The sequence below is a fragment of the Aquibium carbonis genome, assembly GCF_003970795.1.
Lineage (GTDB): Bacteria > Pseudomonadota > Alphaproteobacteria > Rhizobiales > Rhizobiaceae > Aquibium > Aquibium carbonis.
Genome location: NZ_RWKW01000038.1, coordinates 13,480 through 34,417, shown reverse-complemented (window position 1 = coordinate 34,417; position 20,938 = coordinate 13,480). Strand labels below are relative to the sequence as shown.

Here is a 20,938-nt window from a genome sequence, read left to right as displayed (position 1 = left end):
CTATCGTGCCGCCGAGACATAATCCTCGAGCGGCTTTGCCAGATTGGGGGAGCCACGACGCCGCTCCTGCCGGATATGGCCGGCGAAGTAGCCCCAGAAGGACTGGGCGAAATCGCGGAAATAGGCTTCGGCGACGTCCTTCGAGCAGAGCCCGCCATCGACGCAGAAGGACACGCGGTTGAGGAAATAGACGATGCGGTCGAAGGATTCCAGGAACTCGTCTGACGACATGGTTCCGCCTTCCGCCTTCATCGCCTCGATGCCGATGCGTTCCTGGAAGATCGCCAGTTCCTTCGGCGTGGTCGACCTCCCGAGATCGGCGGAAAAGCGTGCGTTCAGCTCCGTCAGCCGACGCTTCAGCGAACGCTGGGCGGCCTGATATTCGGGCTGGTCCCAAAGCTCGACGAGTTCGAGCGTACGTTCGATCCGCTTTTCCTCGCGCGCCTGCATGTACTGGTAAACGGAGAAGATGGTGCCCAGAACGAGAAGTATCCTGAGGGCGAAGCCGCTCCAGGCGTAGGAGAGCATGCGCCAGTCGCCGTCGGTGAACGGATTGTTCTCGCGCTTCTCGACGTCCTCGACCTCGGGAAACGCCTCCGTTCGCTCCGCCAGCCGTGTCGCGGTGGCCGCGACCTTGCCGGGGGCCGCGCTCACTGGCAGCTTCTCAGGTCGACGGTCGAAACCGGCGCCTGGATCGCGCCTGGGGTCTCGAGCCGGGTCTTCAGGCAGTCGAGTTGTCGCCTCGAGACGAAGAACTGAAGGTCCGGTTCCGGCGGCGCGGCGGTGAGCGACGGCAACGCCGCGATGATGCCGCGCTCCTGCTCGCAGCCCGTCAGATCGATCGCGATCGCCCCGCCATCGTCGCCGGTGGCAAGGATCTCGTACTGGGAGAGAAGACAGGCCGCCAGGGGAGGACTGATGACGACCTCGCTGGCGCAGAGACCGCAGGTCCCTTGCGCCGCTGCCGAGCCGAGCGCGATGGTCCCCGCAACCAGACCGGCGGCAATTCGAACGAGACGCGTCATCGACGATGTTCTCCGCCCTTGCGATCGCCACGCACATCATTATGTGCCATCGCCAATGTTTCCGCCAAAGGGACCACGAGCGCAAGGGCGCCCGTGGTCAAGTGTGCTTCAAGGACGCGGCGCCGTCTGTACGGGATAGATCGTAACGGAACCGCGCTGCTTGTTCTGGCGGTCGGAAAGCGATTTTCCCGCGCGTGTCGCCATGCCGGAATCCATCTCACCAATCAGATCTGCGATGCTTTCGGGTAACGGCCCTCGTGTCATCGCCCGCACCCCAGGCTGCCCCAGGTAGGAGAGATCGAGTGTCGCCTTCAGCGGCACCACCTCGGATGCCACGGCCACGATCAGTTCCTTGCCATAGCTATCTTCGGTGAACTCGATGAACTCGTCGTCCATGGTCGCCGAAGGCTGCAACCGTTCCTTGCCCATGAAGCCAATGGAGTAGTCGCTGCCGATGTAGAGCACGTTGATGTCGACCGCCGAGCCGGTGTTGTTGGTGGCCCGAAGATGCACACGATCGCCGGGCAGGCCGACCGGGAGATTGGTCGTTTCGATCGGTACCTCCTCCCCGGTTCCCTGGCGACGCAGCGTGAAGGTTATCTCGACGTCCTGCGGGCCATAGTCCGACCCTTGGCCGATCCGGGCCAAGTTGGTCGCGCGGTAGATGCGGGCGAGATACTGCGCGATGGCGTCGCCGATGGCCGCGGTGTCGTCGCTCTCCATCGTGATCGAGGGCGGGCGGCGTCCTTCCTCCAGCGACAGCTCGCCAGACTCTGGCAGGAACCAGAGTGTCGGGAGCGTGCTGGCTCCAAGGCCGGCGTCATCCAGACTGGCTTCGGCCATCACGGCCAGCCGAAGATCCGCCGGCTCGCCGGGCGCGACAAGGGCAATCCGCATCGGCCGGTTCTGGTCCTCCGCCAAGGCTTCGAGCAATTCGTTGACCATGGCGACCCGCTCCGGATGCGCGTCCGAAGCAACCGGCCTCGCAACGGTGAGCGTGAATTCGAAAGTGGCCTCCACCATGCGTGCATAGGCGCCAGCGGGGATGTCGCCCAGGGTCTTGACCGTCAGGCTGGTCGCTTCCAGTTCGTCCTCGGTCAACGCGATATCGACTTCGTCCGCTTCGTCCTGCACCGGCGGCGACGCCATCACGAGACGGCTGGTGAAGTTGTCGGCGCGATCGACCTGAAGATACCCGATCGCCTTGTCGATCGTGTCGCCCGCCTTCTCCAACAGGGCGAGCCGCGTTCCGGGCACCAGCCCGTTGAGCAGGCCGCCGGAGATGGTGACGCCGCTGTCAGCCACACGGACGGGCCACTGCGGAATGAACTCTTCCATCTCCATGCCGAAGACCGGTGCGTCGAGATCGCCCTCGAAAAGCGGCGTGGTGGAGGTGCGATTGATCGACGTGTAGTGCTGGAGCACGCCCTCGGCCAGTTGCCGATATGTGACCGACGGGTTTTCGGCCAGGCGCGAGAAGATGGTGTGCGTGAACAGCCCGTATTTCGTCGCGCCTTCCGCACCCTTCGGCAGAGGCATTTCCGGCGTCGTCTCGTTGGTCTGCGCGGCGAAGAAGGCGACCATGCCGCCCTTGCGGGTGGATGCCGCTCCAGTTGGTTCGATCCGCACCGGGGCTTCGCGCGCCATGACGTCGCGCGACGTCGCCGCCTCGTAGAGAACCTCCGGCGGCATGCCGACCGATTCGGGGTCGATCTTGCGCTCCTGGACATCGTCGCCAGGGGCCGCGCGGGTGGCAGTGCCCGAGTGGCAGGAATCGAAGACCACCCAGACGAAGGCGCCCTTCTCGCGAATGCGATCGAGGGCGTCGCCGACCATGTCGTCCACCAGGACGTTCGGCATGCCCTGGGTGCGGTCGACCCAGCGCCCGGTATCCTTGGGCAGGAAGATCTCGTCGAGGCCGTCCAGCTCGCTGGAGGGATCGGCCGCCGTCTGCTGGAAGCCGTGGCCGGAAAACTGAAGGTAGAGGAAATCGCCCGGCTCAGCCTTCTGCGCCATGTCGTCCAGGGTTTCGACGATCGACGCCAGCGTCGGTTCGCGACCGCCATCGACGTCGTCGGCCAGGATGGCGACGTTGGCCGGATCGAACGGAACCGGCGACTGGTTGAGCAGGTAGTCCCGAACCAGCAGCGCGTCGTTGCGCGGGCCCACGAGCCAGGTGTTTCGCGGCAGGTGCGGATACTCCGTCACGCCCACCACCACCGCGTAATTGGTGCGCGCCAACGCGCTGCTCGCCATCGGTCCCACGAGTGACGCAGCAAAGGCCACGCTCGCCATGAGCGCCTTCGCGCCAGGTCCAAAAATCATGCCGTCATTCTCCCAAGCCACTTCAACTGCCCCAACGTTAACATTGGTGTTGGCGAAATGGGGCTGTTTTTAGGAGCGGAGACCAAACGGACAGCAATGCGAGCCGCCGAGCAGCCCGGAACCTTGCGATCGGCAGCGCGTGGGAGGTCAGCTTTCCGGCTTGTAGCCCATGCGCAAGCCGCCCCAATGACGGCCGCGCACGAAGATTGGCGCGGAGATGTCCTTCATCAGGACGTAGTTTCCGCCGCCCATGTCGCGCCGATAGGTCTGCAGCAGGAAAGGCCGCGTGTTGCGCCCGGCGCCGAGGCCCGTACGGTCGTTGAAGATGCGATGGTTGCGGCAGTTCGCGGCGTTCCACACCGGGTCGTCGCCCGGCGGCTGCGAATAGACGAGATTGTGGGTCGGCAGGTAACCGTTGCGATCGATCGCCGCGCAGAAGACGATTCGGTCGTTGAGCTTCAGCACCGGCTCTTGCACGGCCGGCAGCACCCGATCGGTAAACGCGGTGAACCGCGTCAACACCTGCTCGGGGTTGGTGCCAGGGACCGGGCGGTAGTCCTCGTCGAAAAGATCGCCAAGGCCGATCTGGCCGGAACCGACAGCCGCCTCGAACAGATCGGCCACCTCGGACGCCTTTTCCCGCACCAGGTCGATGAAGAAGGTGTCGGGCGTCTCGATGCCGGATTCGGCGATGAAGAGGATCAGGTTTTCCGAAATGTCGAGGATCGCCTTCGAGCTTTCGCCCGCGTCGTCGAGCTTGACGTGACAGTCCCTGGCCATGCCCACCAGCTTTCTCAGTTCGTCGCGGACATTCTCGCTGGAACGGATGTTGAGCTGAACCGGATCAGACATGCCGACGATGCGGTCGGTCAGCGTCTCGACGCTGGCGACCAGCGACTTGATGGTTTGCGTCGTGTCGGCCGCCTGGCCGGACGATTCCATTGCCGCCTCGGCGGTGACGGCGCTTCGCCGCGATTGGGCGAAGAGGTCCTCGAGCGTGCCTTCCAGCGACGCGAGGCTGACTTCGTTCTGCTTGGCGAACATGCCGATCTGGTCGGCCAGCGCCTTGACCGCCGCGCCGATCACGGCAAACCCCTTGCCGGCGTCGCCGAGGCGGGCGGCCTCGATCGAAGCGTTGAGCGCGACGAGCTGGGTTTCACGCGAGATTTCGTTGATCGACGCGCTCGCCGCGCTCACCTGGCGGATGGTGTCGGAAACGCGTGCCAGCGATTCGGTGAAGGTCAGCACACCCTTGCTCAGCGACTGAAGCTGCTCGACGGAGCTGCCAATCGTCTTGGCCACGGTGTCGGCGCTTTCCGCCAGGACGGCACGGGTCGCCTCGGCGGAAGATTTCGCCTCGTTCATGCTTTCGGCAAGCCGACGGTTCGTGTCCCCCGTCTGGCGGGCGGATGCGACGACGGCACGCAGTGATTCTTCCTGAATGCGGCCGAGGCCGACCATGTCCTCGACGAGGCCGGCGATGCCGGCGATTTCCAATCCGAGCCGGCTGGCGCGCGGGCCGATGGCGGAAATGTCGGTCGCCAATGGCGACGCGATGGCCCGCTCGGGCATGATCGAAGAATTGACGACGTTCATGGTAGCTCCCCACCCTTGTCTACAGGTTGTAGCAAGTTGGGTGTTTCGAAACTGTTAACCCTGGTTGCAGCGGGCCGATGCGCAGCCTTGACGCGAGGCATGGCCCGTGTCGGCGCCCACGGGACGGCCCCCTGGCAGGCTTGCAGAGCGCGGACCGGTGGCGCACATAAGGGAAATGTCGGCGCGCCCCGTGGGCGGGCATGGGCCGAAACCAGGATGGGCGGATGAACGACCGGACGACGTTGACCCGAAACCAGTTGCTGGTGCTGGAAAAACTCGAAGCGGCCCGAGGGCCGGTCAGCGCCTATGCACTGCTCGACGGGCTGCGCGAGGAGGGTTTCCGCGCGCCGCTTCAGGTCTATCGCGCGCTCGACCGGCTGACGAAGGCCGGAATGGTTCACCGGCTCGAGAGCATCAACTCGTTCGTCGCCTGTTCGGAGCATCACCACCACGCCGACGCCCTGACCGCGTTCGCCATCTGCGAGAACTGCGGACAGGTCGCCGAGCTTTCCGATCCCTCGATCGGCAAGCGGCTCGGCGACTGGGTGTCGGCCACCGGCTTCAAGGCCGACAGGGCCGTGATCGAGTTTCGCGGGCTGTGCAAGGATTGCGCCGCCGCAAAGGGCTGAGCAAGCCAGTCCGCGACGTCAGACCGTCGCCTTCAGCAGGCGACGGCAAGCCCCTTGTCGTCGTTCGGGATCTGGATGTCGATCTCGAGGGTCGAGGTGGTCTTGCCCCGATCCATGGTGATCTGAACCTGATCCTGGTCGATCTGGATGTGCCTGCCGATCACCGCCATGATCTCCTCGCGCAGCACGGCGACGAGGTCGGGCTTGTTGCGGTTGTTGCGCTCGTAGGCGAGCAGCAACTGCAGGCGTTCGCGCGCGACAGGCGCGCTGGCGCGGCGCTTGAAGAGCGATAGGAGTGTCATGCCGCCTTCCTTCTGAACAGCCGGTCGAAGATTCCCCGCTTGTCGAACGGGAGCACGACAGGGAGGTTCTCACCCTCGAGCCGGCGTGCAGCGTCCTTGTAGGCCTTGGCGGCCGGGTTGGTCGGCTCGTTGAGCGTCACCGGGGCGCCGACATTCGAGGCACGCAACACGCCCTGGCTTTCGGGAATGATGCCCAGCAGCGGAACGGACAGGATCTCCAGCACGTCGTCGATGGCCAGCATCTCGCCGCGCGCGGCGCGTTCGGCATCGTAGCGCGTGACCAGCACGTGCTTCTTCAGTTCCTCGCCCCGCTCCGCCTTCATGGTCTTGGAATCGAGCAGGCCGATGATGCGATCGGAATCGCGCACCGAACTGACTTCCGGGTTGGTGATGATGACCGCCTCGTCGGCGAAGCGCATGGCGAGCTGCGCGCCACGCTCGATGCCGGCCGGGCTGTCGCACAGCACGTAGTCGAACACCTGGTTCAGCCGCGCGATGACCTCGGACACACCTTCCTCGGTCAGGGCATCCTTGTCGCGGGTCTGCGAGGCCGCGAGCAGGAACAGCGTATCGATGCGCTTGTCGCGGATCAGCGCCTGCGAAAGCTTCGCGTGCCCCTGAATGACGTTGACGAGGTCGAACACCACCCGCCGTTCTGCGCCCATGACGAGATCGAGATTGCGCAGACCCACGTCGAAATCGACGAGGGCCACGCGCTTGCCGGTCTGTGCGAGCGCGGCGCCCAGAGCAGCCGTCGAGGTCGTCTTCCCGACGCCCCCCTTGCCCGACGTGACTACGACTACCTTGCCCATTTCGGAGTTTCTCCAATCCTTATCACTTGAGGGGTGCGATGACGAGCGCGCCGCCGTCGAGGCAGGCCTGGACCGCCGCGCCGCGATGGCCGGGTTCCATGTCTTCGGCAGTGCGGTACCAGCCATTGACGGCCATCAGTTCGGCTTCGTTGCGGCGGCAGAAGATGCGGGCCTTGTCGTTGCCGTCGGCTCCAGCCAGAGCCCGCCCGCGCAATGCGCCATAGACGTGGATCGAGCCCGAAGCGACGATTTCCGATCCCCAGGCAACGTCGCCGAGTACGATCACGTCGCCCTCCATGTGGACGATGGACGAGCCGGAGCGTACCGGCGTGTCGATCGTCAAAGTCTGGCCGGACCGTGCGACGACCGGTTTGATGTCTGCGACCGGGGCAGCTTCCGCCGTCGGCGCGGCGCCTCGGGCGAGCAGTCCGTCAAGGGTGGCTTCGCGCGCTCCCGTCAGCAGGGGCGGCAAGTCGATGGTCGCGGCTTCGGCCTCCATGCCCTCGATCGCATAGACACGGATGTTGCGGGCGGCGAGCGCGGCAACCAGACCGGCCACATCGTCTGCGGCCGGCTTCAGGGCGCCGAGATCGAGGACCACGGGCCGCCCGGTGAAGAAGCCGGGCGAGTTCTCGATCCAGCGGTCCAGACCCTCGATCCATTCGCCGAGCGGCGCCTCGGGCGCCAATGCGAAAGCCACGAAGGAGCGGGCGCGAAAACGGATCGCTTTCTTGTCGATGGGGGCGGCACTGGTCACCGAGTCGATTCCTTACTTCTGCGTTAAGGATTGGGGCCCCGATGGTTAACAACTGGTTAACGCGAAGCCGGAAAGGCGAACGGAAACAGCATGCGCAGCCACGACCAGCCGCCGCAGCAAGGACTGCGTAAACGCGGCCAGATCCGGGGATTGCAAGCGGCCCACGCGCATGCGGCGTCGACAGCGTCGGCCTCCGGCGGCCAGACAAACAGGGCAGAACATCGCCCTTGATAATATACCAACTGGTTGGTATATATCTCGGTAATCAACCTTTTGGAGCACCCGATTTGGCAAGGCCCGCCAACCCACAAACCCGCACGCGGCTGCTCGACGCCGCCCTTGGCGTCATCCGAGCCAAGGGCTACGCGGCAACCACGGTCGACGACATCTGCCAGGCGGCGGGGCTATCAAAGGGATCCTTCTTCCACCATTTCGCGTCCAAGGACGATCTGGCCGTGGCGTCCGCCGGGCACTGGTCTGAAGTGACCGGTGCGCTTTTCGCGGGCTCGGATTACCACCGGCATGAGGATCCGCTCGACCGGCTGCTGGCCTATGTCGACCTGCGGCGGCAGCTGATCCGGGGGACACTGCCCGAATTCACCTGTCTCGTCGGCACCATGGCGCAGGAAGCCTACGAGACCAGCCCGGACATCCGCGACGCGTGCTGGGCCAGCATCCATGGCCATGCCGAAACGCTGGTCCCCGACATCCAGGCGGCAATGGACGCGCAGGGCATCGACGCGGGGTGGACCGCCGAGAGCCTGGCGCTGCACACGCAGGCCGTGATTCAGGGTGGCTTCATCCTTGCAAAGGCGAGCGGCGATGCGCGTCACGCCGTCGAGGCGATCGATCATCTTCGGCGCTACATCGAGAGCCTCTTTCACGCCGAAGGCCGACCGGAATCCGCTTCGGCATCCAGAAGCATCATGGGAGCATCAGCATGACCACCCCCCAGCCCGAACACGTCCTCACCCTGCAACGGGTCATCGACGCACCTGCCGCCGCGCTTTGGCGCTGCTGGACCGAACCTGAACTCCTGAACCAGTGGTTCTGCCCCAAGCCCTGGTACGTCACCGACAGCCGGGTGGACCTGAGGCCCGGCGGCGAAAGCTTCAACGTGATGAACGGTCCCGACGGGGAGCGCTTCGAGAACATCGGCGTCTATCTGGAAATCGTCCCCGGCAAGCGGCTGGTCTTCACCGACGCCTTCCTGCCGGGATGGGTGCCGTCAGGCAGGCCCTTCATGGTCGGCGACGTGACGTTCGAGGATAGGGGCGACAGCCGGACCAACTACACCGCCCGCGCCATGCACTGGAGCGCGGAGACGATGAAGGAACACGAGGCAATGGGGTTCCACGAGGGCTGGGGCAAGGCCGCCGACCAGCTCGAGGAACTGGCAAAGACACTCTGAAACCGGGAGAACGACCCATGGAACCGACGATCTACTTGAACTTCAAGGGCAATTGCCGCGAGGCGATGACCCTCTATGCCGAGACGCTGGGCGGGACCGTCCTCGGCGTCTTCACCAATGCCGACGCGCCCTCGCCGGAGGATCGGATGCCGGGCGGCGACCATCTGGTGATGAACATGTCGATACGACTCGGCAGCGCCACGGTGATGGCATCCGATGCGCCCGAGGAGTGGTACTCCAAGCCGCAGGGTTTCTCGGTTTCCATCACACCGACCTCGATGGACGAATTCGACCGCATCTACGCGATCCTGTCGAAGGATGCCGAACGGGTGATGATGGCGCCGGCAGAAACCTTCTGGGCCGACCGCTTTGCCATGTTCGTCGACCGCTTCGGCACGCCGTGGATGCTGATCATCGAAGGGTCGAAGCGCGTCGGCTGAGGAGGACGGCATGGCCAACACCCCGAAGGTGCGCACCTGCCTGTGGTTCGACGACCAGGCGCTGCCGGCAGCCGAGTTCTACTGCTCGCTCCTGCCCGGCAGCCGCATCGACCGGGTCGGCCGCTATCCGGATGGCCAGGACATGGCCGAGCCGGGGAAGGTGCTGATGGTCGAGTTCACGCTTGCCGGTACGCCCTATCAGGCCCTGAACGGCGGGCCACACTTCACGCTCGACGAGGCCGTGTCGATCTCCGTCTCGACACAGGACCAGGCCGAGACCGACCAGTTGTGGGAGGCTCTGACCGCCGATGGCGGCGCGGAGAGCCAGTGCGGCTGGCTGAAGGACCGCTTCGGCCTGTCCTGGCAGATCGTGCCGAAACGCTCGGTCGAGCTGCTGACCGGCCCGCAAGCAGCCAAGGTGTGGCCGGCGCTGATGCGCATGAGGAAAATCGACATCGCGACGCTGGAGGCCGCAGCCGCGAGCTGACCGCCGACGATCCATTGCGGATATGCAAACCAAGCCGGCGGCCCCATGACCGCCGGCGTTCTCAATGCGCTTCGTCCCAGTTGTCGGCGGCGCGGGCGTCGACGTGGAGGGGCACGCGCATGGCGACGGCTGGCATCGCCGCGTTCTCCATCACGGAGCGGATCAGCGGGATGGCCTTGTCGACCAGGCTCTCGGGCGCCTCGAAGATCAGTTCGTCGTGCACCTGGAGCAGCATCTCGACGTCCGAAAGCCCCGCCTTCTCCAGCTCGGCCTCCATCCGCACCATGGCGCGGCGAATGACGTCGGCGGCCGAACCCTGGATCGGCGCGTTGATGGCTGCGCGCTCGTTGAAGGCCCGCACCTGCGGGTTGGACGCCCGGATCTCGGGGTAGTGCGCGCGGCGGCCGAAGATGGTCTCCACATAGCCCTTGTCACGCGCGGTCGCCTTGGTCTCGTCCATATAGTCGCGGATACCTGGAAAACGCTCGAAATACTTCTTGATGTAGGCGCCTGCCTCCTCGCGCGGGATCGAGAGCTGGTTGGCCAGGCCGAAGGCCGAGATACCGTAGATGATGCCGAAGTTGATCGCCTTGGCGCGACGGCGCACCTCGCCCGGCATGCCCTCGACCGGCACGCCGAACATTTCCGATGCCGTCATGGCATGGATGTCGATGCCGTCGGCGAAGGCCTGGCGCAGTTGCGGGATGTCGGCGACGTGGGCGAGCACGCGCAACTCGATCTGGGAGTAGTCGGCCGAGATCAGCTTGCGGCCCGGCTCGGCGACGAAGGCGGTGCGGATCTTGCGGCCTTCGGTGGTGCGGATCGGGATGTTCTGCAGGTTCGGCTCGGAGGACGAAAGCCGGCCCGTCGAGGTCGAGGCCATCGAATAGCAGGTGTGGACGCGCCTGGTGTCGCGATTGATGAAGCCCGGCAGCGCGTCGGTGTAGGTGGATTTGAGCTTGGTGAGCTGGCGCCAGTCGACGATCCGGCGCGGCAGGTCGTGACCCTCGGCAGCGAGGTCCTCCAGGATCCGCGCGGATGTCGACCATTGCCCGGTCGCGGTCTTTGTGGCGCCGGCGAGCCCCATCTTGCCGAACAGGATGTCGCCCAGCTGCTTGGGCGATCCGATGTTGAAGCGTTCGCCGGCCAATTGGTAGATGTCGTCCTCGAGCGCCGCCGCGGCCTGCGCGAAATCGCCGGACAGTCGCGACAGGATCTGCCGGTCGACGGCGATGCCGCGCCGCTCCATGCGGCCAAGGACGTCGATCAGCGGCCGCTCCAGCCGTTCGTAGACGGAGGTCAGCCCATCGGCGACGAGGCGCGGCTTGAGCAGCCGCCAGAGCCTGAGCGTGACGTCGGCGTCCTCCGCCGCGTAGGCGGTGGCACGCTCGATGTCGACCATGTCGAAGGTAACCTGCGACTTACCACTTCCCGCGACATCCTTGTAGGCGATGCAGGTGTGGCCGAGCCACCGCTCCGCCAGGCGGTCCATGCCGTGGCCGCCGGTGTTGCCGCTCGAGGAACCGCCGTCGAGCACGTAGGAGATCAGCATCGTGTCGTCGAGCGGCGCCATGGTGAGGCCGAGCCGGTCGAGCAGCACCCAGTCGTACTTGATGTTCTGGCCGATCTTGAGCACCGACCGGTCGGCCAAGACGGGCTTCAGCACCGCCAGCGCTTCAGCGAACGGGATCTGGCCGGGCAGCAGTTCGCCGCCGCCGAGCAGGTCGCCGGTGCCGTTGCGGTGGGCGAGCGGCACGTAGGCCGCCTTGCCGGGGCGGGTTGCGATGGAAAAGCCGACGAGCTCGGCCTCCATCGGGTAGAGCGACGTCGTCTCGGTGTCGATCGACAGGACGCCCGTCTCGCGCGCATCGGCCAGCCACTCGTTCAGCGTGTCGAGATCGCGGATCGTGACATAGGCGGTGCGGTCGATCGACGCCGCGAGGGCCTCGGCGGCACGGGTCGCCACGAGGTTGGCCGGGGTCGGTGTGCCTGCCATAGCCGCAGCGGATGCCCCCTTGCTCGCGACTGGTCCGGCGCTGCCTGCGCCCTTGCCTGCCAGATCGCTTGTGGGAACCTGTTCACCAGCTCCGACATCCGGACCGTGAGCCTCTTCGCCGCGCTCCACGACGATGTCGGCCGGATCGATGACTGCCGCATCCGCGCCCGTCGCCTCCGCCACGCGGCGGGTCAGCGAGGTGAACTCCATCGCCTTGAGGAAGCCGATCAGCTTCGGCCCGTTGGGCGGCTGCAAGGTCAGCACATCGAGCCCGTCGACGAGCGGCACGTCGTCGCGCAACCGCACGAGTTCGCGGGAAATGCGCGCCTTGTCGGCGTTCTCGATGATGCTTTCGCGACGCTTGTTCTGCTTGATCTCCGACGCCCGGGCGAGCAGCGTGTCGAGATCGCCGAACTGTTCGAGAAGCTGCGCGGCGGTCTTGGGGCCGATGCCCGGGACGCCCGGCACGTTGTCGACGGAATCGCCGGTCAATGCCTGCAGGTCGATCATCTTTTCAGGCGGCACGCCCCATTTCTCGATGACCTCGGGAACCCTGATCTCGCGGTCCTTCATCGGGTCGTACATGGATACCGTCTCACCGACGAGCTGCATCAGGTCCTTGTCGGAGGAGATGATGGTGGTGTCGGCTCCGGCCTCGCAGGCGAGCCGCGCATAGGTGGCGATGATGTCGTCGGCCTCGAAGCCTTCCATCTCGATGCAGGGCAGGTCGAAGGCGCGTGTCGCCTGCCGGATCAGCCCGAACTGCGGCACGAGGTCTTCCGGCGGCGCCGAGCGGTTGGCCTTGTACTCGGGATAGAGCTCGTTGCGGAAGGTCTTGGAGGAATAGTCGAAGATGACGGCGAAATGGGTCGGCACCACGCCGACATCGGTGTCGCGGGCACTCACCATCAGCTTCCACAACATGTTGCAGAAGCCCGAAACCGCGCCGACCGGCAGCCCGTCGGACTTGCGCGTCAGCGGCGGCAGCGCGTGGTAAGCCCGGAAAATGTAACCCGAGCCGTCGACGAGGAAGAGGTGATCACCCTTTTTCATGGGGGAGAGGCTTAGCGCGGGACGGCGTCGAAATCCACGCCAAACGACGCCGCGCCTCGCGCTCCCGCCAGGCTGTGACGCGCATCTTGCGACCGGCACCGCCACGATGGGCGCAGGCCGTGGCTCCGTCCATCACGAAAGGCCCGGGCACGCGCGCGTGGGCGACACCTCCAAGCCCCGAAAGCCCGGCGCGCCAAGGGCTCCAGCCTTCACGGGTTCGTTACGAAGATGTAATCTCCACGCCCTTGAAACGCCACGATCGAAATCCAATTTTCCAGTCATCGGAAGTTGTTTCCGAGTTCGGTCAAAGGCCCGTCCCCCGCCTCGCCGAACAAAGCGGCGGCCTCATCCCCCCCTCTCCGGGCCGCCGCGAATTAAAGTACGGCCACCGTGGTATCCCCCCTCCACCACGGTGGCCGATTTTCGTTTCTGCAGCCCCTCATGACGGCCACGGCGCGCACCATGCTCGCCTGTCATCGTGTTGGCCCATGAATACGTTCCTCGAAAAGTCGGGCCTGTTCTCGGGTCGCGGCCGGCACCCCCTCCCCTTTCGATCACCCATGCGTTAGGCTTGTGCTTCCTTCCCGTAGCGCATCCGCGAGTTTTCCAGCATGTCCGTTCCCGCTTCCGTTCTCTCCACTCTCGATTCCGGCCTCGACGCCAGTCTCGACCGGCTGTTCGAGCTGATGCGGATTCCGTCGATCTCGACCGATCCGGCCTATACCGCCGACTGCCGCCGCGCCGCGGAATGGCTGGTGAAGGACCTGACCTCGATCGGTTTCACGGCCAGCGTGCGGGACACGACCGGCCATCCGATGGTGGTGGCGCATCATGCGGGCCCGTCGGCCGACGCACCGCACTACCTGTTCTACGGACACTACGACGTACAGCCGGTCGACCCCCTGGAACTGTGGGAAAACGATCCCTTCACGCCGAAGATCAAGACCGGCACGTCCGGGCGCAAGGTCATATCCGGACGCGGCGCTGCGGACGACAAGGGCCAGCTGATGACGTTCGTCGAGGCCTGTCGCGCCTGGAAGGCGGCCACCGGCGCCCTGCCCTGCGCGCTGACGATCCTGTTCGAGGGCGAAGAAGAATCGGGCTCGCCTTCGCTGAAGCCCTTCCTCGCAGCCAACGCGGCGGAACTGAAGGCGGACTTCGCGCTGGTCTGCGACACCGGCATGCTCGATCACGAGACGCCGGCGATCTGCACAGGCCTGCGCGGGCTGGTCGGCGAGGAGATCGTCGTCCATGCGGCGAACCGCGACCTGCATTCGGGGCTCTACGGCGGTGCGGCGGCCAACCCGATCCACATCCTGTCGCGCGTGCTGGCCGACCTGCACGATGCCGACGGCCGTGTGACCATTCCCGGCTTCTACGACGGCGTCGACGAAACGCCCCGGGATGTTCTGGCCAGCTGGGACAAGCTCGGGCGAACGGCCGACACCTTCCTCGCAGAGATCGGGCTGGCGATCCCCGCTGGCGAGAAGGGTCGCTCGGTGCTGGAACTGACCTGGGCGCGGCCGACGGTGGAGGTGAACGGCATCTCGGGCGGGTATGCGGGCAAGGGCTTCAAGACCGTGATCGCCGCGCAAGCCTCCGCAAAGGTCTCGTTCCGGCTCGTCCATCGCCAGAACCCCGAGGCTCTTCGCGCCGCATTCCGCGACTTCGTGCGCGCCCGCATCCCGGCCGATTGTTCCGTTTCCTTCCAGGAGCATGGCGGCTCGCCGGCGATCCAGTTGCCCTATGACTCGCCGCTGCTGGCAAAGGGCAAGGCGGCGCTCGCCGCGGAGTGGCCGAAAGCGCCGGTGATGGTCGCCATGGGCGGCTCGATTCCCATCGTCGGCGATTTCCAGTCGATGCTCGGCATGGACTCGCTGCTGGTCGGCTTCGGCCTGCCGGATGACCGCGCCCATTCGCCGAACGAAAAATATGAACTGTCATCCTTCCAGAAGGGCCAGCGATCGTGGGCGCGCATCCTCGGCGCACTGGCAGCGTGAGGAGAACACCATGACCATCCGTTTTCACAGACAAGATCTGCCCGACCTATCGCACTACGATGTCGAGGCGGTCGCCATCGACACCGAGACACTGGGCCTGAAGCCGCATCGCGACCGGCTCTGCGTCGTGCAGATTTCTCCGGGCGACGGCTCGGCCGACGTCATCCAGATCGACCGCGGCCAGACCGACGCGCCGAACCTGGTCAAGCTGATCGAAGACGCGAGCATCACCAAGATCTTCCATTTCGGCCGGTTCGATCTCGCCGTGCTCTTCCACAACCTCGGGGCCATGCCGCAGCCGGTGTTCTGCACCAAGATCGCCTCGCGCCTGACCCGCACCTACACCGACCGCCATGGGCTGAAGGACGTCTGCCAGGAATTCCTCGGCATCAGCCTGTCCAAGCAGCAGCAGTCGTCCGACTGGGCCGCGGAAATCCTTTCGCCCGAGCAGCTCGAATACGCGGCCTCCGACGTGCTGCACCTGCACCGGCTGCGCGAAGCCCTGACGGCGCGGCTCGTCCGCGACGGGCGCGAGGCCGTGGCGAAGGCCTGCTTCGACTTCCTGCCGACGCGAGCCAGGCTCGACCTGATGGGCTGGGACGAAGAGGACATCTTCGCCCATTCGTGACGCACACGTCGCCGCGGTCGTACGCCGCGCACGGCCAATGGGTCGGCCGCACCCCTCGCCAGAGGGCGGAAGGCCCGCGTTCGGGCGGGCTGCGAAAGATTGTGGCCACGGACCAGGCGATGTGTCTTGTCTTTGGCGCGCGGACGGGTAAGTCGTCCTGAGCAACCAAGCCGCTCGTCTCAGATATTCACGAGTGCCATGCGAAGCCGGATGACGACGCACCCTGGGAGTGGACGAGATGGATCCTGTCGGCCTAGTCGTTCTGGAGCCGCGCAGGTTCTCGGACGAACGAGGTTACTTCGAGGAGACCTGGAACCGGCGACACTTCGACGATGCCGGCATCGGCGTCGACTTCGTTCAGGACAACGCCTCGATGTCGATCCAGTCCGGGACCTTGCGGGGATTGCACTTCCAGGCCCCGCCGCATGCCCAGGACAAGCTGGTTCGATGCACGCGGGGCGCGATCTTCGACGTCGCGGTCGACATCCGTCGGGGATCGCCGACCTATGGGCGCTGGTCGGGCATCGAACTGACGCCCGAGAACGGCCGGCAATTCTTCATCCCCAAAGGCTTCCTGCACGGCTTCGTCACGCTGCTGCCACGCAGCGAAGTCCAGTACAAGTGCTCCGACTACTACGCGCCGGCCTGCGACGGCTCGGTGCGCTGGGACAGCCTCGACATAGACTGGCCATTGGAAGGCGCTCCGGTCCTTTCGGCCAAGGATGCGGATGCGCCAGCCTTCGCCGGGTTCCAAAGCCCCTTCGTTTTCGGTGACAACGCATGAAGATCCTGGTGACGGGCGGCGCCGGCTTCATCGGCTCGGCCGTGGTCCGGCTCGCGGTAGCGAAAGGGCACGCGGTCGTGAACCTCGACGCCCTGACCTATGCCGCCTCGCTGGAGAACGTCGCCACGGTCTCCAACAACACGCTCTACGCCTTCGAACACGCGGACATCCGCGACCGGTCCGCCATCGATACCATCTTCGAACGCCACCAGCCCGACGCCGTCATGCATCTTGCAGCGGAATCGCATGTGGACCGGTCGATCGACGGCCCGGCTGATTTCATCGAGACCAATGTCAACGGCACCTTCAACATGCTCGAGGCCGCGCGCAGCTACTGGATACGCTGCGGCTCGCCGGACGGGTTCCGATTCCACCATGTCTCGACCGACGAGGTGTACGGTTCCCTGCCCGCCGATCCGCAGATCCGGTTCACCGAGGCGACGGCCTATGACCCCCGCTCGCCCTATTCGGCGTCCAAGGCCGCGTCCGACATGCTGGTGCGTGCCTGGTTCGAGACCTACGGGCTGCCGGTCGTCCTGACCAATTGCTCGAACAATTACGGCCCCTACCATTTCCCCGAAAAGCTGGTTCCGGTGGTGATCCTGAACGCGATCGCCGGCAAGCCGATCCCGGTTTACGGCACCGGCGAGAACGTGCGCGACTGGCTTTACGTCGAGGATCATGCCGAAGCACTGCTTCTCGTTCTCGAGAAAGGGCGCACCGGCCGCAGCTACAACATCGGCGGTGGCAACGAGCGGCGCAACATCGACCTCGTCCGGACGATCTGCGCGGTTCTCGATCGCCGGAGACCGAAGGCCGACGGCTCCTATGCCGACCAGATCAGCTTCGTTGCGGACAGGCCGGGCCACGATGCCCGCTATGCCATCGACCCGGGCCGCATCCGCGACGAACTCGGCTGGCGGCCGTCGGTCACCGTCGAGGAGGGGCTGGAGCGCACGGTGCAATGGTATCTCGACAACGAAGCCTGGTGGCGTCCCTTGCAGGACCGCAAGGGCGTCGGCGAACGGATGGGCATCAAGGCATGAGACTGCTCGTCTTCGGACAGACCGGCCAGGTGGCGCGCGAACTCGCGCGGCGCTGCCCGCCGGGCGTCGAGGCCGCGTTCCTCGATCGAAACCAGGCGGATCTCGAAGCTCCCGAACGCTGCGCCGCCGCGATCCTGTCGACACCGGTCGATGCCGTCATCAACGCGGCCGCCTGGACGGCGGTGGACCGCGCCGAGGCCGAGGAGCCGCGCGCCACGATCGTGAACGGGACAGCGCCGGGCGCGATGGCCCGTGCCTGCGCCGAGCGCGGCCTGCCTTTGCTGCATCTTTCGACCGACTACGTGTTCGCGGGCGCAGGCACCCGCGCTCACCATCCCACCGACCGGCCCGCGCCGCTCGGCGCCTATGGCCGGTCGAAGCTCGCGGGGGAGACCGCAATCCGCGCAAGCGGAGCCCGGCACCTCATTTTGCGCACCAGCTGGATCGTGTCCGCGCATGGCGCGAATTTCGTCAAGACGATGCTGCGACTGGGCCGCGAGCGGGAAACGGTCAAGGTGGTCGCCGACCAGATCGGCGCACCGACACCGGCCGCAGCCATCGCCGACGCCCTCTTTTCCGCGGCCCGAACCATGCTGGCGGGGGCCGATGGCGGCACGCATCATTTCGCCGGCACGCCCGACACGAGCTGGGCCGACTTTGCCCGTGCCATCATGGACGCCGCCGGCCTGCCTTGCCTGGTCGAGGACATCGAGACCCACGCCTATCCGACACCGGCGCAGCGTCCGCTGAATTCTCGCCTCAACTGCGGGAGCTTCGCCACGGCCTTCGGCCTCGAACGACCGGACTGGCGCAAGGGCCTGACAGACATCGTCGACGACCTGAGAGGGGCCGGATGAACAGGAAGGGGATCATTCTCGCAGGCGGATCGGGGACACGCCTCTGGCCCGTCACCATGGCCGTATCGAAGCAGCTTCTGCCGGTCTACGACAAGCCGATGATCTATTATCCGCTCTCGATCCTGATGCTTGCCGGCATTCGCGAGATCGCGATCATCACCACGCCGGAGGACCAGCCGCAGTTCAAACGCCTTCTCGGCGACGGCGACCAATGGGGTCTCTCGTTCACCTATGTCGTCCAGCATTCGCCCGACGGGCTGGCCCAGGCCTATCTGCTCACGCGGAATTTCCTCGGCGGCGCTCCATCGGCCATGGTGCTCGGCGACAACATCTTCTTCGGCCACGGCCTGCCCGACATGCTGGCCGCGGCCAGGGAGAGGCCGCATGGCGGGACGGTGTTCGGCTATCATGTCGTCGATCCCGAGCGCTATGGCGTGGTGGACTTCGACGAGAACGGCCATGTGCGCGCGATCGTCGAGAAGCCGCAGGCTCCTCCCTCCCGCTACGCCGTGACCGGCCTCTATTTCCTCGATGGCCGCGCGCCCGATCTCGCCGAGCAGGTGAAGCCGTCTCCGCGCGGCGAACTGGAGATCGTCGATCTCCTCGAGCTCTACCGCGCCGAAGGCTCTCTGAGGGTGGAGAAGATGGGCCGCGGCTTTGCCTGGCTCGACACCGGAACCCACGACAGTCTCCTCGACGCGGGCAATTTCGTGCGTACCATCACCGAGCGGCAAGGTCTCCAGGTGGGCTCACCGGACGAGATTGCCTATCACGCCGGCTGGATCGATGCCGATCAGCTCGCCGCGCGCGGACGATTGTTCAACAAGAGCCAGTATGGCGCCTATGTCCGCGACCTCCTGGGCTGAGCCCGTTGCCAGGATCCTGTCCGTGGCGCCGCACCACGGCAATCCACTTCCGTTTTCGCGGACAGGCAGGTGCGGCCCATGAAAGTCACGTCCATTGTTCCGCGCACGGCCGCCGACTGGCGAGCCGTCCTCTCGAGGCTTCTCGGACGGGACGGCGCATCCATGTCGATCTGGACCCTGTTGCGAATCGGCATCCTCGTCATCGCGGTCGTTGGAAGCGCCGTGACCGTGGCGCTGTCGGTGCAAGTCGCCTTTCGCGACATGCATGTCTTCCCCTTCTGGGACATGGCGTCGCTTCACAACGTCTATTTCGAAAGACCGAAGAGCAACTTTTTCCTGTTCCGTGACAACGAGCATCTTCCGTTCGCCGTCATGCCGCTGTTCCTGGCCGACAGCGTCCTGTTTCGCGCGCAGGGCGTTTCCCTCGTCGCCGGGATCCTGCTCTTCAACGCGCTGATCGCAGTCCTTCTCATCGACGAGTACCGGCGCCACGCGACGCGCTCCACGGTAACCCTCGTGATGGTGTCGGCACTGTTCTTTGCCAACATGTTCTGGCTGATCCATCATGAGAACCTGATCTGGCCGAAGCAGATCCACATGTACATGTCGGCTGGGTTCACACTCCTCGCATTCCGATCGCTCGTGAGCGTCGCGGACCACGCGGACGATGCCGTGGAACATCGTCTCGGGCATGTCGTCTCGGCGTGCGTCCTGATGACGATTGCGACCTTTTCATTCGCCTATGGCGCGGTCGGCTGGATTGCCGCGATCCTTCTGGCCGTCAGCCGGCGCTGGCCACGCAAGGCGCTGACCGTCCTGGTCGCGGCCTTTCTCGTAAACATCACGATATATGCGATCTTCTACAACACGCGGACACTTGATAACCACACCAACCCGCTGCACGCGCTGGGGCGGCCTCTGGAAGTCGCCGAGTACCTCGTCTACTATTTTTCCGCGCCTGTGCTGGCCCTCATGCGCACGGTGGTCGCGGAACCGATCGCCCGAGCCATCGCACTCGTCGCATCGAGTCTGGCGTGCATGGCTGCGATCGCTGGACTTGTCATGGTCGGCATTGGCCATCGCCGGCAGCACGGACGGCTGGCGCAATTCGCGGCCCTCGTGCTCTTGTTTACGCTGGGGGCAGCCATGATGACGGCGCTCTCGCGGCTCGACTTCGGCGTTTACCAGTCGCAAGCGCCCCGCTACGCGATCGTACAGGTTCTGTTCTGGAATGGCCTGACCTTGCTTTTCGCAGCTTTGTTCGGCCACTGGGCTCGCCTCCATGCGTCGGGACTTTCGGCGCTCGCCCTCCTCGTCAGTCTCCTCTTGCTCCCCTCGCAGGTCGGCCTCGCGCGCTGGAGCAGGGACCATGCCGACGGACACTGGACCGCGGTCCTCGCCCTCATCAACGGCGTCGATGACGAACAGATGCTGACGACGACGATCTTCCCGGCGGCCGGCACTCTGAAATCGGTCGCTCGTGGCCTGGCGGTTCGCGGCTGGTCGGTCTACGCGCGGCCTCAACCGTGGTGGATCGGTCGCCCCGCCGCCGGGCTTTTTCGAAACGCGCCAGCCGATCGCTGTATGGGCTTCTTCGACGCGGCCAGCGACCTCGGGCGGCTTGCCAACGCAACCTATGTCCAAGGTTGGGCATGGGACGCGGCGGCGCGCCGGGTTCCCGAATGGGTGGTCCTCCTCGATGATGACGGAATCATCCGCTCGCTGGCGCGGAGCGGATTGCCGCGTGAGGATGTGGGGGCCGTTCATCCGCACCTTGCCGGTAGCCGCCCGGGTTGGCGCGGGTATGCAGCCAATGCCGATCCGATCGCGGCGTACCAAGCCCATGCCGTGCTTTCGGACGGCGCGACGCTCTGCCCCCTGGGTGCACACACCGATGTTCCGGCGGATTGATCCGATACGCCGC

At 65.5% G+C, this 20,938-nt stretch carries 20 protein-coding genes; 12 read left to right on the top strand and 8 right to left on the bottom strand.

Annotated elements, in window-relative coordinates:
- The 4 genes from EJC49_RS11395 to EJC49_RS11380 form a co-directional block, all read right to left on the bottom strand.
- On the bottom strand, window positions 1-654 hold the full coding sequence (locus tag EJC49_RS11395; RefSeq protein ID WP_245453369.1) for a DUF4760 domain-containing protein: 654 nt from the start codon (window positions 652-654) through the stop codon (window positions 1-3).
- A complete protein-coding gene (locus tag EJC49_RS11390) occupies window positions 651-1,025 on the bottom strand; it encodes a hypothetical protein (protein ID WP_126700058.1) in 375 nt (124 codons plus the stop codon). The genes EJC49_RS11395 and EJC49_RS11390 overlap by 4 nt, the downstream gene beginning before the upstream one ends.
- A gap of 108 nt (window positions 1,026-1,133) precedes the next feature.
- Window positions 1,134-3,350 carry a caspase family protein gene (locus EJC49_RS11385; RefSeq protein WP_126700052.1) on the bottom strand — a complete coding sequence of 739 codons (2,217 nt, stop codon included), beginning with the start codon at window positions 3,348-3,350 and terminating at the stop codon, window positions 1,134-1,136.
- A gap of 147 nt (window positions 3,351-3,497) precedes the next feature.
- Window positions 3,498-4,946: a methyl-accepting chemotaxis protein gene (locus EJC49_RS11380; protein ID WP_126700051.1), complete on the bottom strand. Its 1,449-nt coding sequence runs from the start codon at window positions 4,944-4,946 to the stop codon at window positions 3,498-3,500.
- Window positions 4,947-5,170: 224 nt separating this feature from the next.
- Here EJC49_RS11380 and EJC49_RS11375 point away from each other — a divergent pair, with 224 nt between their 5' ends.
- Window positions 5,171-5,575, top strand: coding sequence for a Fur family transcriptional regulator (locus EJC49_RS11375; RefSeq protein ID WP_126700050.1), 405 nt, complete (start codon window positions 5,171-5,173; stop codon window positions 5,573-5,575).
- 32 nt (window positions 5,576-5,607) lie between these two features.
- Here EJC49_RS11375 and minE read toward each other — a convergent pair whose 3' ends face one another.
- The 3 genes from minE to minC are packed head-to-tail and all read right to left on the bottom strand — an operon-like array spanning window position 5,608 to window position 7,446.
- On the bottom strand, window positions 5,608-5,877 hold the full coding sequence (gene minE, locus EJC49_RS11370; protein WP_126700049.1) for a cell division topological specificity factor MinE: 270 nt from the start codon (window positions 5,875-5,877) through the stop codon (window positions 5,608-5,610).
- The gene (gene minD, locus EJC49_RS11365) at window positions 5,874-6,689 is read right to left on the bottom strand and encodes a septum site-determining protein MinD (RefSeq protein WP_126700048.1); all 816 of its coding nucleotides are present in this window, start codon (window positions 6,687-6,689) and stop codon (window positions 5,874-5,876) included. The genes minE and minD overlap by 4 nt, the downstream gene beginning before the upstream one ends.
- Before the next feature lie 22 nt (window positions 6,690-6,711).
- Window positions 6,712-7,446 carry a septum site-determining protein MinC gene (gene minC, locus EJC49_RS11360; protein ID WP_126700047.1) on the bottom strand — a complete coding sequence of 245 codons (735 nt, stop codon included), beginning with the start codon at window positions 7,444-7,446 and terminating at the stop codon, window positions 6,712-6,714.
- A 287-nt stretch (window positions 7,447-7,733) separates the two neighbouring features.
- Between minC and EJC49_RS11355 the strand changes: the two genes are divergently transcribed.
- Genes EJC49_RS11355 through EJC49_RS11340 form a run of 4 tightly spaced genes read left to right on the top strand, consistent with a single transcriptional unit; the run spans window position 7,734 to window position 9,784 of the window.
- Window positions 7,734-8,390 (top strand): TetR/AcrR family transcriptional regulator, encoded by a 657-nt coding sequence (locus tag EJC49_RS11355; protein ID WP_126700057.1) that lies wholly within the window; start codon window positions 7,734-7,736, stop codon window positions 8,388-8,390.
- On the top strand, window positions 8,387-8,857 hold the full coding sequence (locus EJC49_RS11350) for an SRPBCC family protein (protein WP_126700046.1): 471 nt from the start codon (window positions 8,387-8,389) through the stop codon (window positions 8,855-8,857). The genes EJC49_RS11355 and EJC49_RS11350 overlap by 4 nt, the downstream gene beginning before the upstream one ends.
- Before the next feature lie 17 nt (window positions 8,858-8,874).
- On the top strand, window positions 8,875-9,297 hold the full coding sequence (locus tag EJC49_RS11345; protein ID WP_126700045.1) for a VOC family protein: 423 nt from the start codon (window positions 8,875-8,877) through the stop codon (window positions 9,295-9,297).
- Window positions 9,298-9,307: 10 nt separating this feature from the next.
- The gene (locus EJC49_RS11340) at window positions 9,308-9,784 is read left to right on the top strand and encodes a VOC family protein (RefSeq protein ID WP_126700044.1); all 477 of its coding nucleotides are present in this window, start codon (window positions 9,308-9,310) and stop codon (window positions 9,782-9,784) included.
- A gap of 61 nt (window positions 9,785-9,845) precedes the next feature.
- Here EJC49_RS11340 and polA read toward each other — a convergent pair whose 3' ends face one another.
- The gene (polA, locus tag EJC49_RS11335; RefSeq protein ID WP_126700043.1) at window positions 9,846-12,833 is read right to left on the bottom strand and encodes a DNA polymerase I; all 2,988 of its coding nucleotides are present in this window, start codon (window positions 12,831-12,833) and stop codon (window positions 9,846-9,848) included.
- A 611-nt stretch (window positions 12,834-13,444) separates the two neighbouring features.
- On the opposite strand from polA, the gene EJC49_RS11330 reads away from it, so the two are divergent.
- The 7 genes from EJC49_RS11330 (at window position 13,445) to EJC49_RS11300 (ending at window position 20,925) form a co-directional block, all read left to right on the top strand.
- Window positions 13,445-14,833, top strand: coding sequence for a M20/M25/M40 family metallo-hydrolase (locus EJC49_RS11330; RefSeq protein WP_126700042.1), 1,389 nt, complete (start codon window positions 13,445-13,447; stop codon window positions 14,831-14,833).
- A gap of 10 nt (window positions 14,834-14,843) precedes the next feature.
- A complete protein-coding gene (locus EJC49_RS11325) occupies window positions 14,844-15,461 on the top strand; it encodes a ribonuclease D (protein WP_126700041.1) in 618 nt (205 codons plus the stop codon).
- A 238-nt stretch (window positions 15,462-15,699) separates the two neighbouring features.
- Complete coding sequence (gene rfbC, locus EJC49_RS11320; RefSeq protein ID WP_126700040.1) at window positions 15,700-16,245, top strand: dTDP-4-dehydrorhamnose 3,5-epimerase; 546 nt, start codon at window positions 15,700-15,702, stop codon at window positions 16,243-16,245.
- Window positions 16,242-17,291 (top strand): dTDP-glucose 4,6-dehydratase, encoded by a 1,050-nt coding sequence (gene rfbB, locus EJC49_RS11315; protein ID WP_126700039.1) that lies wholly within the window; start codon window positions 16,242-16,244, stop codon window positions 17,289-17,291. The genes rfbC and rfbB overlap by 4 nt, the downstream gene beginning before the upstream one ends.
- Entirely contained in the window at window positions 17,288-18,148 is an 861-nt protein-coding gene (gene rfbD / locus EJC49_RS11310; protein ID WP_126700038.1) for a dTDP-4-dehydrorhamnose reductase, read from the top strand. Before rfbB ends, rfbD begins: the two co-directional genes overlap by 4 nt.
- The gene (gene rfbA / locus EJC49_RS11305; protein WP_126700037.1) at window positions 18,145-19,014 is read left to right on the top strand and encodes a glucose-1-phosphate thymidylyltransferase RfbA; all 870 of its coding nucleotides are present in this window, start codon (window positions 18,145-18,147) and stop codon (window positions 19,012-19,014) included. The genes rfbD and rfbA overlap by 4 nt, the downstream gene beginning before the upstream one ends.
- A 222-nt stretch (window positions 19,015-19,236) precedes the next feature.
- The gene (locus tag EJC49_RS11300; RefSeq protein WP_126700036.1) at window positions 19,237-20,925 is read left to right on the top strand and encodes a hypothetical protein; all 1,689 of its coding nucleotides are present in this window, start codon (window positions 19,237-19,239) and stop codon (window positions 20,923-20,925) included.
- The last annotated feature ends 13 nt before the right edge of the window (window positions 20,926-20,938 follow it).

Excerpts from the sequence above, each read along its gene's own strand:
- EJC49_RS11390 (WP_126700058.1), bottom strand. The coding sequence starts at position 1,025 with ATGACGCGTCTCGTTCGAATTGCCGCCGGTCTGGTTGCGGGGACCATC.
- EJC49_RS11385 (WP_126700052.1), bottom strand. The coding sequence starts at position 3,350 with ATGATTTTTGGACCTGGCGCGAAGGCGCTCATGGCGAGCGTGGCCTTT.
- EJC49_RS11380 (WP_126700051.1), bottom strand. The coding sequence starts at position 4,946 with ATGAACGTCGTCAATTCTTCGATCATGCCCGAGCGGGCCATCGCGTCG.
- EJC49_RS11375 (WP_126700050.1), top strand. The coding sequence starts at position 5,171 with ATGAACGACCGGACGACGTTGACCCGAAACCAGTTGCTGGTGCTGGAA.
- minE (WP_126700049.1), bottom strand. The coding sequence starts at position 5,877 with ATGACACTCCTATCGCTCTTCAAGCGCCGCGCCAGCGCGCCTGTCGCG.
- minD (WP_126700048.1), bottom strand. The coding sequence starts at position 6,689 with ATGGGCAAGGTAGTCGTAGTCACGTCGGGCAAGGGGGGCGTCGGGAAG.
- EJC49_RS11350 (WP_126700046.1), top strand. The coding sequence starts at position 8,387 with ATGACCACCCCCCAGCCCGAACACGTCCTCACCCTGCAACGGGTCATC.
- EJC49_RS11345 (WP_126700045.1), top strand. The coding sequence starts at position 8,875 with ATGGAACCGACGATCTACTTGAACTTCAAGGGCAATTGCCGCGAGGCG.
- EJC49_RS11340 (WP_126700044.1), top strand. The coding sequence starts at position 9,308 with ATGGCCAACACCCCGAAGGTGCGCACCTGCCTGTGGTTCGACGACCAG.
- polA (WP_126700043.1), bottom strand. The coding sequence starts at position 12,833 with ATGAAAAAGGGTGATCACCTCTTCCTCGTCGACGGCTCGGGTTACATT.
- EJC49_RS11330 (WP_126700042.1), top strand. The coding sequence starts at position 13,445 with ATGTCCGTTCCCGCTTCCGTTCTCTCCACTCTCGATTCCGGCCTCGAC.
- EJC49_RS11325 (WP_126700041.1), top strand. The coding sequence starts at position 14,844 with ATGACCATCCGTTTTCACAGACAAGATCTGCCCGACCTATCGCACTAC.
- rfbC (WP_126700040.1), top strand. The coding sequence starts at position 15,700 with ATGGATCCTGTCGGCCTAGTCGTTCTGGAGCCGCGCAGGTTCTCGGAC.
- rfbB (WP_126700039.1), top strand. The coding sequence starts at position 16,242 with ATGAAGATCCTGGTGACGGGCGGCGCCGGCTTCATCGGCTCGGCCGTG.
- rfbD (WP_126700038.1), top strand. The coding sequence starts at position 17,288 with ATGAGACTGCTCGTCTTCGGACAGACCGGCCAGGTGGCGCGCGAACTC.
- rfbA (WP_126700037.1), top strand. The coding sequence starts at position 18,145 with ATGAACAGGAAGGGGATCATTCTCGCAGGCGGATCGGGGACACGCCTC.